This is a genomic window from Rhodospira trueperi (assembly GCF_900101965.1).
GTDB classification, from domain to species: Bacteria; Pseudomonadota; Alphaproteobacteria; order Rhodospirillales; family Rhodospirillaceae; genus Rhodospira; species Rhodospira trueperi.
The window spans coordinates 1-16,822 of record NZ_FNAP01000015.1; the positions used below are offsets into that span (position 1 = coordinate 1).

14 protein-coding genes and 1 pseudogene are annotated in these 16,822 nt (G+C 63.9%); 13 read left to right on the top strand and 2 right to left on the bottom strand.

Features of this window, described 5'->3' with window-relative positions; all coding sequences use genetic code 11:
- The first annotated feature begins 571 nt into the window (after positions 1–571).
- Genes hsdR through BLS85_RS15825 form a run of 7 tightly spaced genes read left to right on the top strand, consistent with a single transcriptional unit; the run spans position 572 to position 8,681 of the window.
- Positions 572–3,025 carry an EcoAI/FtnUII family type I restriction enzme subunit R gene (hsdR, locus tag BLS85_RS15800; RefSeq protein ID WP_092787710.1) on the top strand — a complete coding sequence of 818 codons (2,454 nt, stop codon included), beginning with the start codon at positions 572–574 and terminating at the stop codon, positions 3,023–3,025.
- Positions 3,026–3,034: 9 nt separating this feature from the next.
- Positions 3,035–3,562 carry a hypothetical protein gene (locus tag BLS85_RS18825; RefSeq protein ID WP_143027225.1) on the top strand — a complete coding sequence of 176 codons (528 nt, stop codon included), beginning with the start codon at positions 3,035–3,037 and terminating at the stop codon, positions 3,560–3,562.
- Between the two features lie 3 nt (positions 3,563–3,565).
- Entirely contained in the window at positions 3,566–5,014 is a 1,449-nt protein-coding gene (locus BLS85_RS15805; RefSeq protein WP_092787711.1) for a type I restriction-modification system subunit M, read from the top strand.
- 41 nt (positions 5,015–5,055) lie between these two features.
- Positions 5,056–5,370: a nucleotidyltransferase family protein gene (locus BLS85_RS15810; protein ID WP_092787712.1), complete on the top strand. Its 315-nt coding sequence runs from the start codon at positions 5,056–5,058 to the stop codon at positions 5,368–5,370.
- On the top strand, positions 5,363–5,734 hold the full coding sequence (locus BLS85_RS15815; RefSeq protein ID WP_092787713.1) for a HepT-like ribonuclease domain-containing protein: 372 nt from the start codon (positions 5,363–5,365) through the stop codon (positions 5,732–5,734). The genes BLS85_RS15810 and BLS85_RS15815 overlap by 8 nt, the downstream gene beginning before the upstream one ends.
- The gene (locus tag BLS85_RS15820; protein WP_092787714.1) at positions 5,731–7,467 is read left to right on the top strand and encodes a restriction endonuclease subunit S; all 1,737 of its coding nucleotides are present in this window, start codon (positions 5,731–5,733) and stop codon (positions 7,465–7,467) included. The genes BLS85_RS15815 and BLS85_RS15820 overlap by 4 nt, the downstream gene beginning before the upstream one ends.
- Positions 7,464–8,681: a phospholipase D family protein gene (locus BLS85_RS15825; RefSeq protein WP_092787715.1), complete on the top strand. Its 1,218-nt coding sequence runs from the start codon at positions 7,464–7,466 to the stop codon at positions 8,679–8,681. The genes BLS85_RS15820 and BLS85_RS15825 overlap by 4 nt, the downstream gene beginning before the upstream one ends.
- Positions 8,682–8,747: 66 nt before the next feature.
- Here BLS85_RS15825 and BLS85_RS15830 read toward each other — a convergent pair whose 3' ends face one another.
- On the bottom strand, positions 8,748–10,025 hold the full coding sequence (locus BLS85_RS15830; protein WP_092787716.1) for a tyrosine-type recombinase/integrase: 1,278 nt from the start codon (positions 10,023–10,025) through the stop codon (positions 8,748–8,750).
- Between the two features lie 236 nt (positions 10,026–10,261).
- Here BLS85_RS15830 and BLS85_RS18830 point away from each other — a divergent pair.
- Positions 10,262–10,441 (top strand): annotated as a pseudogene (locus BLS85_RS18830) (transposase); the annotation flags it as partial.
- A gap of 202 nt (positions 10,442–10,643) precedes the next feature.
- Here BLS85_RS18830 and BLS85_RS15840 read toward each other — a convergent pair.
- Positions 10,644–11,456, bottom strand: a complete 813-nt coding sequence (locus tag BLS85_RS15840) for an IclR family transcriptional regulator (protein ID WP_176793805.1) — start codon at positions 11,454–11,456, stop codon at positions 10,644–10,646.
- Between the two features lie 243 nt (positions 11,457–11,699).
- Between BLS85_RS15840 and BLS85_RS15845 the strand changes: the two genes are divergently transcribed.
- The 5 genes from BLS85_RS15845 to BLS85_RS15865 all read left to right on the top strand — a co-directional run bounded on the left by BLS85_RS15845 (position 11,700) and on the right by BLS85_RS15865 (position 16,812).
- Entirely contained in the window at positions 11,700–13,241 is a 1,542-nt protein-coding gene (locus tag BLS85_RS15845; protein ID WP_176793808.1) for an ABC transporter substrate-binding protein, read from the top strand.
- Positions 13,242–13,340: 99 nt separating this feature from the next.
- Positions 13,341–14,258 (top strand): ABC transporter permease, encoded by a 918-nt coding sequence (locus BLS85_RS15850; RefSeq protein WP_092787720.1) that lies wholly within the window; start codon positions 13,341–13,343, stop codon positions 14,256–14,258.
- 3 nt (positions 14,259–14,261) lie between these two features.
- Positions 14,262–15,146 carry an ABC transporter permease gene (locus BLS85_RS15855; RefSeq protein ID WP_092787721.1) on the top strand — a complete coding sequence of 295 codons (885 nt, stop codon included), beginning with the start codon at positions 14,262–14,264 and terminating at the stop codon, positions 15,144–15,146.
- Positions 15,143–16,006: an ABC transporter ATP-binding protein gene (locus tag BLS85_RS15860; RefSeq protein ID WP_092787722.1), complete on the top strand. Its 864-nt coding sequence runs from the start codon at positions 15,143–15,145 to the stop codon at positions 16,004–16,006. The genes BLS85_RS15855 and BLS85_RS15860 overlap by 4 nt, the downstream gene beginning before the upstream one ends.
- Positions 16,003–16,812, top strand: coding sequence for an ATP-binding cassette domain-containing protein (locus tag BLS85_RS15865; protein WP_092787723.1), 810 nt, complete (start codon positions 16,003–16,005; stop codon positions 16,810–16,812). Before BLS85_RS15860 ends, BLS85_RS15865 begins: the two co-directional genes overlap by 4 nt.
- Positions 16,813–16,822 lie beyond the last annotated feature (10 nt).

Consider the following 16,822-nt stretch of genomic DNA (forward strand, 5'->3'; position numbering starts at 1 on the left):
CCTCGGCGCCCCTGTCGCCTCCCCCGTGCCGAACCTCGCCGAACTCGTCACAGCGCGCTGCCAAGCCTGACCGCCCGCACTTCTGCCCCGGTTACGATTTGCCCAGCGTCGGCTCGAAGTCGTCGCGCAAGATGGTGCCTCCCCAAAACACATTGAACATCAACGAACTACGGAAAGGCCCCTCCACGCCCTTCCCAAGCCTCTCGAAAAAATGATGTGCAGGCAAGAGGATAGCCTCTACATGGAGGCTTTCTTTTATCTTGCCTTTTCTCCATTACCCTTCACATTCTACGATCTAATACTCTCTTATCCGACTTGGCGATTTATAGGCAACCGCAGGAAATCGCGGCGGAAATGGCAGTCCTTGCCTTTTTGGATGCCTCAATCCGGAATGTGAGCGCTGGTCTGACGGTTGCGGAGAACGCTGAATCCTCCGAATATGGCGCGCAAGGGTTGGCGGAAATCACGTCATGGGATGGCCTGCCTCCTGCATCGCCGCCGGCCTCGACGCCCCTCCCCGTGTGGTGCATCGCTCCACGGGCGACCCACCGACTGGGGATGGCTGATCGGGATGAACACGCGGGACCTCTCCGAACGCGACATCTGTACTCAGTTCATCACGCCGGCCCTGTATCATGCCGGCTGGGACGGGCCAACCCAGGTCCGCGAAGAGGTGAGCTTCACCAAGGGCCGCATCATCGTGCGCGGCAAACTGGTGACGCGTGGGCAGGGCAAGCGCGCGGACTACATCCTGTCCTACAAGCCGAACATCCCCATCGCCGTCATCGAGGCGAAGGACAACACCCACAGCGTGGGCGATGGCATCCAGCAAGCGCTGGATTATGCCGAGACGCTGAACATCCCGTTCGCGTTCTCGTCCAACGGTGATGGGTTCGTCTTTCACGACCGCACGGGCATGAGCTGCCAGCCAGAAGAAACCCTGCCCCTGGACGGCTTCCCGTCCCCCGCCGATCTCTGGGCGCGCTATCGGGCCTGGAAGGGCCTGGACGAACAGGCCGAATTGGTCGTGCTGCAGGACTACTACCCCGACAGCCCTGGCAAGAGCCCACGCTACTATCAGGTCAACGCGGTCAACGCGGCGGTCGAGGCCATCGCCAAGGGCCAGGACCGGGTGCTGCTCGTCATGGCCACGGGGACCGGCAAGACCTATACGGCGTTCCAGATCATTTGGCGCCTGTGGAAGGCGGGCCGGAAGAGGCGCATCCTGTTCCTGGCGGATCGAAACATGCTGATCGACCAGACCATGGTCAATGACTTCCGGCCCTTCGGCGGGGCCATGGCCAAGCTGTCAACCAATGCCCGAACCATCGAGAGGCCGGACGGAAGCAAGGAGGACCTGACCCTCGCCCTCGACCGCAAGCGACGGATCGATACCGCCTACGAAGTCTACCTCGGTCTCTACCAGGCGATCACCGGCCCGGACGAGCGGCAGAAGCTGTTCCGCGACTTTTCGCCCGACTTCTTCGACCTGATCGTCATCGACGAGTGCCACCGGGGCAGCGCCGCCGAGGATTCGGCGTGGCGCGAGATCCTGGAGTACTTTTCATCAGCCGCTCAGATTGGTCTGACGGCCACGCCCAAGGAAACGAGGTACGTCTCCAACATCGGCTATTTCGGGGATCCGGTCTTCTCCTACTCCCTGAAACAGGGCATCCGCGACGGATTCCTGGCCCCCTACAAGGTGGTGAAGGTCCACATCGACCGGGATGTCGAAGGATACCGTCCGGAAAAGGGGCAGCTCGACCGCGATGGCGACGAGGTCGAGGACCGCATCTACAACACCAAGGATTTCGACCGCACGCTGGTCCTTGATGACCGAACCAAACTCGTCGCACGCAAGGTCACACAGTTCCTGAGGGAGAGCGGCGACCGCTATCAAAAGACCATCGTTTTCTGTGTTGACCAGGAACACGCCGCCCGCATGCGACAGGCCCTGGTCAACGAGAACGCCGATCTTGTCGCTGAAAATTCGCGCTATGTCATGCGGATCACCGGCAGCGATGCTGAGGGCCAAGCGCAACTCGGCAACTTCATGGATCCGGAATCGACTTGGCCGGTTCTTGTGACAACATCCCGCCTGCTCTCGACCGGAGTCGACGTGCAGACCTGCCGGTTGATCGTCCTCGACCGCGAGGTCGGCTCGATGACCGAGTTCAAGCAGATCGTCGGGCGCGGCACGCGGGTCCATGAAGACACCCGCAAATTCTATTTCACGCTCATGGACTTCAGGGGCGCGACCAGCCATTTCGCCGATCCGGACTTCGACGGCGAGCCGGTCCAGATCTACGAGCCGGACGACGACGATCCCATCGACCCGCCCGAGGCGCCGCCGACGGACGAGGACGGCGTGCCGCTGCCGGAGGACCCGGGCGACGACGAGACGATCATGGATCGCCCTGATCAGCCGGGGTTGCCGCTCAGGCCGCCAGACGGGCAGCAGAGGAAGGTTTATGTCGATGGGGTCGGCGCCACCATCGTGGCGGAGCGGATCGAATACCTTGACGAGAACGGCCGGCTGATCACCGAATCGCTGAAGGATTTTACCCGGAGGGCGTTGCGCAAGCGCTTCGCCAGCCTGGACGATTTCCTGAGGCGATGGAACGCCGCCGACCGCAAGCGAGCCATCATCGACGAGTTGGAGGCCGAGGGCCTGCCCCTCGACCCGATCCTGGACGAACTGGGCAAGGACCTGGATCCCTTCGATCTGATCTGTCACGTCGCCTTTGACGCCAAGCCATTGACCCGGCGCGAGAGGGCCGAGACCGTCAGGAAGCGTGACGTGTTCGCGAAGTACGGCGGCAAGGCCCGGGCCGTGCTCGACGCGCTGCTGGCGAAATATGCCGACGAGGGTGTACTGAACCTCGATGACGCCAACGTCCTCAAAATTCCGCCGCTGGACACGCTGGGGACACCCATCGAACTGGTCCGTACCTTCGGTGGTAAAGCCGGATACGATCAGGCTGTGCATGACTTGGAAGAAGCGATTTACCAAGAGATTGGTTAAGGAGGTACAATGCCAAATTACCAAGGGCAGCTAGACGGGCTTTGCGGCCCCTACGCTATAGTCAATGCTTTCGAGCATTGTGGCATAGATGCGCACCAAAATATATTCGAAACTGCTTGCGGCGCAATTTCACAAAAAAGATGGCCAAATGTTTTATGGGAAGGAACAACAATTGGAGATCTAAAAAGAATGATAAAGCGTTGCCGAGAGCGCATTGATGGTGCAGAACAAATAAAAACACGCTATCCATTCAGCCGGAACCCTCCGAAGAATAACAAAAAATATTGGGATAGATTTGACAATCTTTTCGAATCAAATGCCAATGTTCGGTGCATGATACTTGGACTGACTCGCCCTTCATATCACTGGATTGTAGCTTACTGCGGAGAAGGTACCCGCGTTAACTTTGTTGACACTGACCCAATGAAGCCTTTTCAACGAAAAAATCGCACAAGCCTGCATGCCGGTAGCCGGAACGGCAACCCAAACAAATGGATCATCGAGCCAAGAGAGTTAATCTTGTTTGAAAGTGAGTAAAAGTTGATCGTCCGCACCCTCGTCAAATCCATCCAGGACATCATGCGCCAGGACACCGGCGTCGATGGCGACGCCCAGCGCATCAGCCAGCTGTGCTGGATGTTCTTTCTGAAGATCATCGACGACCAGGACCAGGAACTGGAACTGCTGAAGACCGACTTCCGCTCGCCCATTCCCGAACGCCTGCAATGGCGCGCCTGGGCGGCCGATCCGGAGGGCATCACGGGCGAGGCCCTTCTGACCTTCATCAACGCCGACCTGTTCCCCGCCCTGAAAAACATGGCACCCACGACACCCCGCGCCCGCACGGTCCGTGATGTGTTCGAGGATGCCTACAACTACATGAAGTCCGGCCACCTGATGCGCCAGGTGATCAACAAGATCAACGGCATCGACTTCAACAACCTCAAGGAACGCCAGCACTTCGGCGACATTTACGAGCAGATCCTGAACGACCTGCAATCGGCGGGCAACGCGGGCGAATACTATACGCCGCGTGCGGTGACCGGCTTCATGGTCCGGATGACCGACCCGCGCCCCGGCGAAACCCTGTTTGACCCGGCGTGCGGGACCGGCGGCTTCCTGACCTGTGCCATCCGCCACATGCGCGACCATCACGTCCGCAAGCCGCACGATGCCTGGATGCTGGAAAACGGCCTGCGCGCGGTGGAAAAGAAGCAGCTTCCGCACATGCTGGCGGTCACCAACATGCTGTTGCACAGCATCGAAGACCCGTCGTTCATCCGCCGCGACAACACGCTGGCGCGGCCCTATGTCTCCTGGTCCAAGGACGAGCGGGTGGACATCGTGCTGACCAACCCGCCCTTCGGCGGCAAGGAAGAGGATGGCATCGAGGCCAACTTCCCCCAGCACTTCCGCACCCGCGAGACCGCCGACCTGTTCCTGGCGTTGATCATCCGCCTGCTGAAACCGGGCGGCCGCGCCGCCGTCGTTCTGCCCGACGGCACGCTGTTCGGCGAGGGCGTCAAGACCCGCCTGAAGGAACATCTGATGACCGAATGCAACCTGCACACCATCGTGCGGTTGCCGAACTCGGTCTTCCGGCCTTACGCCTCCATCGGCACCAACCTGTTGTTCTTCGAGAAAGGCCGGCCCACCCGGGACATCTGGTTCTGGGAACACCGCGTGCCGGAGGGCCAGAAGGCCTACTCCATGACCAGACCCATCCGCCTGGAGCACCTGGACGACTGCGCCGCGTGGTGGGGCGGCCCGAAACGCGAGGGGCGCGTGGAGACCGAGCGCGCCTGGAGGGTCACGGCCGAGGAGGTCAAAGGCCGTGGCTACAACCTCGACATCAAGAACCCGCATACGGTGGCCGAGGACCACGGCGACCCGGAGACCCTGTTGGCCGACCTGACCGCCGCCGAAGCCGAGGTGGCCGCCCTGCGCGGCCAGATCAAGGCCGTCCTGGCGGAGGCGCTGACGCGATGAGCGCGATCGGGTAACGTGGACCAGGATTTGCGGAGACACCCATGCATCCAGACCTTGCCGTGAAACAGTCCGAGATCCGGGACCTCTGCCGCCGGTACGGGGTGACGCGGCTGGAGGTGTTCGGCTCCGCCGCGCGCGGCGAGGGCTTCCAGCCGGGCCGCAGCGACGCGGATTTCCTGGTGACCTTCGCGCCGGATCGACGCGATGATCTCGCCGCCTTCGCCGACCTGAAGGACGCACTGGAAGCGATGCTGGGCCGCCCCGTGGATCTGGTCGAGCGCGAGGCTGTGGAATCGAGCCGCAATTTCATCCGCCGCCGAAGCATCCTGGCCGACGCCGAGCGGATCCATGGCTGACCCGATCCCGAACCGCGACGCGGCCCTGTTGCTGGACATGCTGCTGGCCGCGCGCGATGCGGTCGGGTTCGTGGGCGACCTTGACGAGGCGGACTTCGCGGCCAGCCGGCTGCACCAGAACGCCGTCATCCGCTCCCTGGAAGTGATCGGGGAGGCTGCTGGCAAGGTCTCCACGGAAACCCGCGCCACGCTAACCGATGTTCCGTGGCGCGAGATCATCGGCATGCGCCATCGCCTGATCCATGGCTATGCCGAGGTCCGGATCGACCTCGTCTGGCGCGTTGCCACGGAACGCCTTGCGCCCCTGATCGCGGTCATCGAACCCCTGATTCCGCCTCCGCCAGAGGACGGTGCGACGACATGAACGCCGACCGTCTGTTGACGCTCTATGATCGGGTGGCCGACGCGCCGGACGCGGTCGCACGCCTGCGGCGGCTGGTGCTGGACCTCGCCGTCCGGGGCAAACTGGTGGAGCAGGATCCGAATGACGAGCCGGCATCGGAGTTGCTGAAGCGGATCGCAGCGGAGAAAGCCCGGCTGGTCAAGGCGGGCGCGCTGAAGGCCGAACGCAAACCCAAAGAACCATCTGCGCCTTTAGAGTTGTTCGATTTACCGATTGGATGGGCATGGACCAACCTTCAATCCATTTGCCTTTCAATAAGCGACGGCGACCATCAGCCGCCACCAAAGTCAGAGAACGGCGTGCCTTTCCTCGTCATCAGTGACGTGAGAACCAAGACAATTAACTATGATGCTGCGCGGAAAGTGCCGCAGGAATACTTCGACGGACTTGACCCGATCCGCAAACCTCAGTCGCGTGATCTGCTCTATACCCTTGTTGGATCGTTTGGAATTCCGGTGCCAATTCGAAGCGATGAGCCGTTTTGCATTCAGAGACACATCGGCATTCTGCGACCGACAAAGCAGGTCGATGTGGAGGTCCTCGCCATCTTCTTGGAAAGCGAGTTCGCCTTTCGGCAGGCTGAAGCAGCCGCCACCGGAATTGCTCAAAAGACGGTCCCACTTGCCGGTCTTCGCGCAATGGCGCTCCCCCTCCCGCCCGTGGCCGAGCAACGGCGGATCGTGGCCAAGGTGGACGAGCTGATGACGCTGCTGGACCGGCTGGAGGCCGCGCGATCCTCCCGCGAGGCCACCCGAGACCGCCTGACCGCCGCCACCCTCGCCCGCCTGACCGCGCCGGAAATGGACGCTGAGGCCCTCGCCGACCATGCCCGCTTCGCCCTCGACGCGCTGCCCGCCCTGACCACCCGCGCCGACCAGATCAAACCCCTCCGCCAGAGCATTCTCAATCTTGCCGTTCGGGGCAAGCTGATGCCCCAGGACCCGACCGACGAACCGGCATCGGAGTTGCTGAAGCGGATCGACGCCGAAAGAATGCGACTGCTCATGGCGAGGTTGGTCCCTCGTCAAAAGGCGCCTTCAACTGATTCTGAACGCGAATTTGCGCCGTTGCCTATTGGCTGGAACAGTGTCGCGCTTGGCGATGTGATCAATTTCGTGACGAGCGGTTCGCGCGGATGGGCAGAGTATTACTCCGACTCCGGGCCGTATTTCATTCGGGCGCAAAACATTCGATTCGGGCGCTTGCTCCTCGATGATCTCGCCCACGTGGAACCGCCTTCGAACAGCGAGGGTAGCCGAACACAGGTTGCACGGGGCGACCTCCTAATCGTCATCACAGGAGCCGGCGTCACGAATCCGGCGGTTCTCGAAAAGGATATTGGCGAAGCCTACGTGAGCCAGCATGTCGGTTTAGTTCGCCCCACTGATCCGGCAATCTCCGAGTGGCTGCTTCTTTGCCTTCTGGCGGATTGTGGTGCTAGGCGTGAATTGGTTGAGCGCGCCTATGGTGCCGGACGACCAGGACTGAATTTGGACAACATTCGCTCGTTAACTATCCCCCTCCCACCCCTCGCCGAACAACACCGCATCGTGGCGAAGGTCGAAGCCCTCATGGCCCTCTGCGACCGGCTGGAGGCCGCGTTGACCGATGCCGACACCGCCCGCGCCCGCCTGCTTGATGCCCTGATCCATGAGGCCCTGGAGCCCGAAGCGGAACAGGAGGTAGCGGCATGATGGTCCGGCTGGTCGATGCAGGGTGGGGTATGGAATTGACCGATGCCCTGCGCGCGGACGCCAACGCGCTTCGGATCATCTGCCCGTTCATCAAGGCGGGCGCCCTGGAACGCCTGCTACGCCTGAAGCCCGCCCGGATTCAGGTCATCACCCGCTTCAACCTTGCCGACTTCGCCGAGGGCGTCAGCGATGTCCCCGCGCTTCGGATATTGCTCGATGCCGGGGCGCGGGTCCGGGGCATCCGCAACCTTCACGCCAAGCTGTACCTGTTCGGGGCCAGCCGGGCGATCATCACCTCGGCCAACCTCACCAAGGCGGCGCTCGACAGCAACCACGAATTCGGGGTGGTCGCCAAGGATGCGGCCGTCATTGGCGCCTGCCGCGCCTATTTCGATGACCTTTGGCAGCGCGGCGGAGACGACCTCACGGCCTCGCAGGTCGACTCCTGGACGGAAATCGTCAACCGCTATAATGCCCTCGGTGGTCGTCAGAGCAACCAAACACCCCTTGAGGACTTCGGGGCCCATGCAAGCGTCGATCCGGCGTTGCCCGTTCAGGTTCCGACGGGGGCCCCCGGCGTGCCTTTGCCGCCGGCGGTCGCTGACGCGCCCCAGGCCTTCGTCAAGTTTCTGGGAGAAGGCAACGATCGCAAGCCGCTTAACATTACCACCATTTCCGAGATCGAGCGCGCTGGTTGTCACTGGGCTGTCGCCTATCCAGCCAACAGGCGGCCAAGCGGGGTTCAGGACGATGCGGTCATCTTCATTGCACGGCTGACCCGTGACCCGAACGACATTCGCATTTTTGGCCGCGCCATCGGCATGAAATACCAACCCGGACGGGACGACGCGACACCGGACGACATTGCTCGCCGAGCGTGGAAAGAGAAATGGCCGCGATATATCCGGGTTCATCATGCCGAGTTCGTCGCAGGGACGATGGCGAACGGCGTGTCCCTGAACGCACTGATGGACACGCTGGGCGCGGACTCGTTCGCGCCAACCCAGCGCAATGCGGCGCGCGGGGACGGGAACACCAACCCCCGCAAAGCATATCTGCAACAGGCGGCCGTCGAGCTATCGAAGGAAGGACGCTCCTGGCTGGCTGAACGGCTTCAGGCCGCGTTCGACGAACATGGCGTGGTTCCCCGGGATACGCTCGATCCGTTGGACTGGCCGATGCTGCCGGATGTGACGCCAGAGGGCGGTGGCTGAGCATGGGCGTTTACATTGTTCGTGATCGTGGTTTCGGCCCCCGCGCCCGATTCCAAGGCAGCAGCATCACCGCGCCTCCGCCAGCATGACCACGGTATCGTCGGCCTCCGTGTTCTGGACCAAAAGGTTTATGTGGTTGGCCCATGCCGTCAGGGCCGCGCGCTTCTCCGGCCCGAACTCGTGGCGCTGATACACCGAGACGATGCCCCGGAAGGTCCCGGACGTATGGCCCAGACACCGCTCGACCACCTCGACGCGGACACCGAGGGCCGCCGCGCCGCTGGCGAAGGTCCGCCTCAGATCATGCAGCGTCCAGGGTTCCAGCGGGTCGCCTTTCATCTCCGTTATGAAACCGTCCAGGCGGGCCTTCGCCTTCGATATGCCGGACACCGGGCTGTTGCCGGTCGTGCTGAACACGTACCGGCACCCCTGGATGCGCGGCACCGACCGCAACAGGTCCGCCGCGTGCGGTGACAGGGGGACGCCATGTTCGACACCGTTCTTCGCGCGCCGGGCGGGGATCGTCCAGGTCGGGGTTTCCCCGTCCAGGTCGGACAGTTCGGACCATTCCATTTCCGCCACCTCGGACCGCCGCTGGCCCGTGAGCAGCAGCACTTTGAGCGGCACCGACCACGGGAAGCCCATGCGGTCGGCCGCAGACCAGAACAGCCGGATCTCGTCATCGGTCAGAACACGGTCGCGGGCCTCCAGCTTCGCCGGAGCCTTGACGGTGCGGGCCGGGCTGTCCTCCAGGATGTCCTTCTCCACGCACCACGACATGACGCGCTTGATGTGCTGCAGGACGCGGTTCGCCAACGCCGGCTTGCCGGCCTCCACCAGCGCGTCCACCAGGTCCACAACCTCGCGCTTGCTGATCTCCCGGATCGGCCGCCCCCGCCATCGGGGGGTGACGTCCTTGCCCAGCACACGCTCCGCCTCCCGCCATGAGCGGTTGCGGGGTTTCGCGTACTGGCGGATGAACCGTTCGACCACCTGGTCCCAGGTGTCCGGGTCCGGCTGTTGCGCCTGTTCCGCCGCCGCCTTCGCGGCCCGTTGTTCCTCGCGGGGGTCGCGCCCGCACGCCACCTGATCCTGCCATTCGCCAGCCTGCCGTCGTGCATCGGCCAACGACACGCCCGGCCCGTCCTTCCTGGTCTGGGCGCGCCCGATCGTCAGGCGGGCCTTCTTTCCGTTGATGCGGGTCAACAGGATGAACGTCCGCACCCCCTTCGCCGTGACGCGAAGACCGAAGGCGGGGAACGATGCGTCGAAATAGTCCGTCTGCCCCACCTCAGGAGGCGGAAGGCGGGCGACCGACTGCGCCGTCAAGCGGGTCGTGGGCATGGCGAGAGGGTCCAGCCGAAAGAGAGAGGGTCGCTCAAGGTACCAACTGAGGTACCACAACGGCCCGGTAGGGGGTGGTACCTTCTGAGATATACCCTACCCTATCGAATGACCTCACTGCAATGAATTGAAAGACTTATAGCCGTTCCGGACCTTCTCCTTTGAGACCCTGTGATAGGACCGGATTGCGACTGTTCAGTGATTTACACCGAGAGGGTCGGCGGTTCGAACCCGTCATCGCCCACCAACAAAAACAAGGAATTAGAAGGACTTTCGACGCGCAAAATGCGGCGCTCAAGGGCGAGAAGACGCTGGCCGAATTGGCGCAGCAGTTCGACGTCCACCCGAACCTGATCGCGGCGTGGCGCCCCCAGCGTCTGGAGGGCGCCACGAGCGTGTTCGGTGAACCGGCAGCGGGGGGGGCTCGGCGTCGGCCATGGTATGGGGAGGGGAGATGTCCCCGGAGGCCCTGGCCGCCTGATCATTACCCTCCGGGGCCCGTTCCGGTCGGGCTCCGCCCTCCCTGCCGGAGCCGGAGCCCAAGGGGCGATCCACCCACGGCAGGCGATCCACGTAAAATCCGCCCGACGCTATCGCGACGACTCCGGCCACCTCTGATTACCCGGCCGCCTTCGACGAAATCGCGCGGGCGGCCGCCGTGATGGGCGCGACCAGATCCCGGCGCACGCGGTCCTCGTCCCACTCAGGCATGTAGACCGGCATGCTGATGGCCGCCACGGCGGTGCGATCCGGCCCCAGGATGGGGGCGGCCACGGCGATTTCCTGCAGCATCACCTGCTGCACCGAGATAACGAAACCGTCGTGCTTCGCCTGGGCGACCCGCCTGCGGACAATCTCCGGATCCTGCAACGTATAGGGGGTAACCGGCTCGGGCAGCCCGGCCGAGAGCATACGGTCGAGAACGTCCGCGTCGGAAAACGCCGCGATGACCTGCCCGATCGCCGTGACCGGTGCCGGCTGCCGGACGCCGATCAGCGCATTGTCGAACGCCACCGCCGAATGCGGGATCCGGTATTTGTAAAGCACCTCCGTTCCATCCAGGACGCCCAGGTTCACCGCGATGTTCATCGCGCGACTGGTCTCGAGCATGCGCGGCAGCGCCCGTTCGAGCAGGTCGTCGTGAATCAGGTAGGCATAGGACAAGTCGAGCATCTTCAGGCCCGGCCCGTATCGGCGCGTGCGCTCATCGCGGTCCAGATACCCGAGCCCGTGTAGCGTGTAGGTGAGCCGCTGGGCCGCGCTTTTTTCGAGCCCTGTCAGGCGCGTGATCTCCGACAGGCTCAACCCGTCCTGGGTTGAACGGAAAAGACGAAGAATCCGTAGCCCCTTCTCCAGCGTGGAGGAGAGCACCTGAGGACGAACTGCCGAATATGTGGTCATTGCGATGCCGACTGCCTTTTCGAAATGCACTCTTGACATCCTACGACCCTAACATATTAAAATGTGCCCAACAATATCGAATAATGATATGTGCGGCCATCGCCTCACCCGTTAAGGACAGCGCATGGCGGCGGACAGGACTTTTGATGGCGTGGACGATACGGCCAGACCCAGGCCCCGCCCGACGACGCTGGACCGACCCGGACCAAGCGTTCGCGACAAGAACGCGCCAAGACAGGTCACCCTCCCTTCGAACAGATGGAGCGTCAGAGAATGTCCAAAACAATTCTTGGAGTGACAGGCACGGCCCTGGCCGTTTGTCTGGTGCTGGACTCACCGGCGATGGCCGGCCCCGCCGACAACAGTCTGGTCTGGGCCGGGCCCAAGGAGGTCGCCGCCGTCGAGACGTACTACGACACCTCGCGGGAAGCCGTGATCCTGTCTCAGCACGTCTATGATGGACTGATCTACTGGGATGAGGAGAACGAGGAATTCCTTCCGCTCCTCGCGACATCGTTCCGCCAGCTCGACCCGGTTACCTGGGAATTCGACCTCCGTGACGACGTGACGTTCCACGACGGCAGCACCTTCGGGCCGGAGGACGTCATCTACACCTTCACCTTCGTCACAGGCGACGACAGCGGCATCCTGAATTCCAGCGATGTCCGCTGGTTCAAGAGCGCCGAGCAAACCGGCGAGCACACCGTCACCCTGACGCTGACCGAACCCTTCCCGGCCCTGTTGTCCAACCTCGCCCTGGTGCTGCCGATCCTTCCAGACGGACACTATGACGCCGCCGAAGAGGGCGCGGACGGGCAGAAGCGGTACGCGGCCGTGCCCCCGAACGGCACCGGCCCCTATACGGTCGCCGACTTCGCCCAGGGCGAGACGGTCACAATGGTGAAGAACCCGGACTACTTCGCCGATGGCCCGAAGGGACAGCCGGAGATCGACACGCTCGTCTATCGCACCATCGCCGACAGTTCGACGCAGGTCGCGGAACTGATGACCGGCGGCGTGGATTGGATCTGGGGTCTCGGCAACGACCAGACGGCGGGCCTGTCCGGCGCGCCGGGCATCACCACCCTCAACGCCCCGACCATGCGGATCAGCTACATCACGTTCGACATCAAGGGCACGAGCGGGACCAACGTCTTCACGGACGCGGCGGTCCGCCAGGCGATCGGATACGCCGTGAACCGGGAGCGCATCGCCACGTACCTGATGGGCGAGAATAGCGTGGTCGTGAACGCGGCCTGCCATCCGGTGCAGTTCGGATGCACGGCCGACGTGGCCACATATGCGTACGATCCCGACAAGGCGCGGGCTCAACTCGCCGAGGCCGGATATCCGGACGGATTCAGCGTCGAGTTCTACGGCTACCGCGATCGTCCCGTCACCGAGGCCATCATGGACGACCTTGCCAAGGTGGGCATCACGGCCAACCTCCGCTGGATGAAGTACGCGGCGCTGCGTGACCTGATCGTGAAGGGCGAGGTGCCAATCGCCAACATGACGTGGGGCTCCAACTCGATCCCCGATGTGTCCGCGATCACCAGCTACTTCTTCGGCGGCGGCTCCGACGACCCGGCCAACGATCCCGAGGTGCAGGCCGCCATCCGCGAGGGGGACAGCGCCGCCGATCCGGACGCGCGGCTGGCCGCCTACGAACAGGCCCTGCGACGCATCGCCGAGGAGGCCTACTGGATCCCGCTGTTTACCTACACCAAGAACTACGCGTTCAACGAGACCTTGGAGTTCGTCCCGACCGCCGACGAAATCCCGAAGTTCTTCGCCTCATCCTGGAAACAGTAACCGTCTGGCTGCGTGGCGCGCGCCCGCCTCCCGGCGGGCGCGGCCGTCGGCCAGCGTGACGCCGCCGACCTGGGAAAACAGCTGCCGAGGATCTCGTGCATGCTTCAGTTCACGGTCAAACGACTGGTCGTTGCCCTGCTGGTGGCACTCACGGTGTCCGGCCTGAGCTTCGGCCTGATCTTCCTGTCGGGCGATCCGGCCGTGGCCATCGCCGGCGAAGGCGCCCAGCAATCGGACATCGAGGCGGTACGGCACCGCTTCGGGTTCGACCGGCCGGTGGTGGTTCAGTATGTCGATTGGGTCGGCGATGTCCTCGCGGGAGACCTGGGCGACAGCTTCTATTTCAGCCGTCCCGTGGCCGATCTGCTGGCCGACCGCATTCCCGTCTCCGCCACCCTGGGCGGACTGGCGATCGCCCTCGCCATCGGTCTGGCCATCCCGCTCGGGATGACCGCCGCCGTCTACCGGAACCGGCTGGCCGACCGGATCTCGCTCCTGATCGGCACCATCGGACAGGCGACGCCCAGCTTCTGGCTCGGCCTGATGCTCGTCTGGCTGTTCGGCGTCAAGCTGCGCTGGCTGCCGGTGTCCGGGTCCGAGTCGCTGACCCACTTCATCCTGCCGGCGCTGGTCCTGGGGTACTACGCCGTCCCGTCGATGCTGCGCCTGTGCCGGACGGGGATGATCAACGCGCTTCAGTCCGACTACGTGCGCACGGCGCGGGCCAAGGGGCTGCGTCCACGTCAGGTTCTGTTCGGCCACGCCATCCGCAACGCCATCCTGCCGGTCGTCAGTGTCGCGACCGTGGAGTTCGGATTCATCCTGGGCGGATCCGTGGTGGTCGAGAGTGTCTTCAGCATCAAGGGGGTCGGCCTTCTGGCCTGGGAAAGCATCGGCCGCAACGACTTCCCCACAATACAAGCCATCATTCTTCTGTATTCGATGATCTATGTCTGGCTCACGTTCTTCGCCGACATCATCAATGCATGGCTTGACCCGCGAATTCGGGTGAGTTGACCGATGACAGACGTTGACGCCATCGACGGACCGAGCCCGCGCCAACTCATGCTGCGCCGCGCCCGGACGCATCCCGGCTTCCTCCTGGGTGGGTCGATCGTCGCGGTTCTCATCGTTTCCGCCCTGACCGCGCCGGTGATCGCACCGCACGATCCCTATGCCCAGGATCTCGCGAACCGCCTGCTGCCGCCGGTGTGGGCCGAGACCGGCACCTGGGACCACGTCTTCGGCACCGACGCGCTCGGCCGCGACTATCTGTCGCGCCTCATCCACGGCGCTCGGGTCTCGCTCCTCATCGGGGTCTGCGCGGCGACCGGCTCGGGGGTGATCGGGACATTTCTGGGGCTGGTCGCCGGCTATTTCGGCGGCCGCGTGGACAGCGTCGTCTCGTTCATCATCTCGTCGCGCCTAGCCCTGCCGGTCATTCTCATCGCGCTCGCCGTCGTCTCGCTGTTCGGCGGGCACCTGTGGATCGTGATCACCGTCCTGAGCCTGCTTCTTTGGGACCGCTTCGCCGTGGTCCTCCGGTCGGCCACGCAGCAGCTCCGGTCGCAGGAGTTCGTCACCGCCGCCCGCGCCATGGGATGCAGCACGCCCCGGATCCTGCTGGCGGAACTCCTGCCCAACCTGGTCGGCCCGCTGGTCGTCGTCGCTTCGCTGGAGGTCGGACACGCGATCCTGTTGGAATCGGCCTTGTCCTTTCTCGGGCTCGGCGTGCAACCACCGACCCCCTCCTGGGGTCTCATGGTGGCCGAGGGGAAGGACATGATCTTTTTCGACGCCCGCCTGATCGCCCTGCCCGGCGCGGCGATCGCCCTCACGGTGCTCGGCGTCAATCTGGTGGGCGACGGACTGCGGGACATCTTCGCGCCGGAGGGGCGCGCATGATCGACGGATCCCCGGTTCTGTCCGTGCGGAACCTGCACGTGACCATCCCCACCCCGACGGCCCCGTTCGTTGCCGTCGAAGGGGTCGACCTTGAGGTGAAGGCGGGGGAGACGCTGGGGATCGTCGGCGAGTCCGGCTCCGGCAAGTCCGTCTCCGCCCTCGCGGTCATGCGCCTGCTGCCACCGCCGATCATGGTCGAGGCCGACGACCTCCGCCTGGGCGACCTGGACCTCTCCGGCCTGACCGAACACCGCATGGCCGACGTGCGCGGCGCCCGGATCGGGATGATCTTCCAGGAGCCGATGACCGCCCTGAACCCGGTCCTCACCGTGGGGCGGCAGTTGACGGAAACCTTTCTGCGCCACCGGGGCGGGCGTCGGTCGGCGGCCCGGGATCGGGCGGTTCATTTGCTGGAGCGGGTGGGCATCCCCCAGGCGGCGGACCGCCTGCGCGCCTATCCGCATCAGCTCTCCGGCGGACTGCGCCAGCGGGTCATGATCGCGATGGCCTTGATGTGCGGGCCGGACCTGATCATCGCCGACGAGCCGACCACGGCCCTGGACGTGACGGTCCAGGCGCAGATCCTCGACCTGCTCGCCGGCCTGCAGACCGAGCACGGCATGGCGATGATCTTCGTCAGCCACGACATCGGCGTCGTCGCCCGCATCGCCCACACGGTTCAGGTCATGCACGCGGGCCGGACGGTCGAGGCCGGCTCCGTCCACGACCTGCTGGCCCGTCCCAGCCATCCCTATACGCGCGCCCTGCTGTCCGCCATCCCGCGCCCCGGCATGCGCTGGGGGCGCGATCCGCTCGGAGCGGTGACCTGGACCGATGATGGCGCGGAGGCGCCGTCATGACCCCGCCCCTGATGGACGTGCGGCGGGTATCGCGGACGTTCCGGGTGAACCGGGGCCTCTTCCGGCCTTCGGGCACCTTGGAGGCGCTCCGGGACGTCTCGCTGACCCTGTACCGCGGAGAAATCCTCGCGCTGGTCGGCGAGTCCGGCAGCGGCAAGAGCACGTTGTCGCGGATCATGCTAGGCCTGGATCGTCCCACCGCCGGGGATGTCCTGCTTGATGGAACCTCGGTCGGCACCATTCCCCGGCGGCGGCTGGCGGCGCGCGTCCAGCCGATCTTTCAGGACCCGTATTCGTCCCTGAATCCCTACCGGACGGTGCGGCAGATCATCGAGATGCCGCTGATCGTCAACAAACGGATGAGCGCCCCGGCGCGCCGCCGGGCCATCGCCGACATCCTCGACATCCTGCGCATGCCCCGAAGGACGCTCGAGGCCTACCCGAGCCAGATGTCGGGCGGACAGCGCCAGCGGGTGGCCATCGCCCGCGCCCTGATCGCGCGGCCGGAGATCGTCATCTGCGACGAGCCCACCTCGGCGCTGGATGTTTCGGTGCAGGCGCAGGTTCTCAATCTGCTCATGGACCTCAGGGCAGAGTTCAACCTGACCTATCTGTTCATTTCCCACGACCTCGCCGTCGTCGAGTACATCGCCGACAGAATCGCGGTCATGAAGTCGGGGGAAATCGTTGAAGTCGACAAATACGATGGACTGCTTCGAAATCCGAAGACGGAATACACGCGGACACTTATCTCATCCACGCTTCCTGTCCCGGAAATGAGCGCGTTCGAGCAAACTTGTGTTTAAGCCGGCTCAT

Excerpts from the sequence above, each read along its gene's own strand:
- hsdR (WP_092787710.1), top strand. The coding sequence starts at position 572 with ATGAACACGCGGGACCTCTCCGAACGCGACATCTGTACTCAGTTCATC.
- BLS85_RS15860 (WP_092787722.1), top strand. The coding sequence starts at position 15,143 with ATGATCGACGGATCCCCGGTTCTGTCCGTGCGGAACCTGCACGTGACC.
- BLS85_RS15810 (WP_092787712.1), top strand. The coding sequence starts at position 5,056 with ATGCATCCAGACCTTGCCGTGAAACAGTCCGAGATCCGGGACCTCTGC.
- BLS85_RS15865 (WP_092787723.1), top strand. The coding sequence starts at position 16,003 with ATGACCCCGCCCCTGATGGACGTGCGGCGGGTATCGCGGACGTTCCGG.
- BLS85_RS15825 (WP_092787715.1), top strand. The coding sequence starts at position 7,464 with ATGATGGTCCGGCTGGTCGATGCAGGGTGGGGTATGGAATTGACCGAT.
- BLS85_RS15830 (WP_092787716.1), bottom strand. The coding sequence starts at position 10,025 with ATGCCCACGACCCGCTTGACGGCGCAGTCGGTCGCCCGCCTTCCGCCT.
- BLS85_RS15820 (WP_092787714.1), top strand. The coding sequence starts at position 5,731 with ATGAACGCCGACCGTCTGTTGACGCTCTATGATCGGGTGGCCGACGCG.
- BLS85_RS15855 (WP_092787721.1), top strand. The coding sequence starts at position 14,262 with ATGACAGACGTTGACGCCATCGACGGACCGAGCCCGCGCCAACTCATG.
- BLS85_RS15850 (WP_092787720.1), top strand. The coding sequence starts at position 13,341 with ATGCTTCAGTTCACGGTCAAACGACTGGTCGTTGCCCTGCTGGTGGCA.
- BLS85_RS18825 (WP_143027225.1), top strand. The coding sequence starts at position 3,035 with ATGCCAAATTACCAAGGGCAGCTAGACGGGCTTTGCGGCCCCTACGCT.
- BLS85_RS15845 (WP_176793808.1), top strand. The coding sequence starts at position 11,700 with ATGTCCAAAACAATTCTTGGAGTGACAGGCACGGCCCTGGCCGTTTGT.
- BLS85_RS15815 (WP_092787713.1), top strand. The coding sequence starts at position 5,363 with ATGGCTGACCCGATCCCGAACCGCGACGCGGCCCTGTTGCTGGACATG.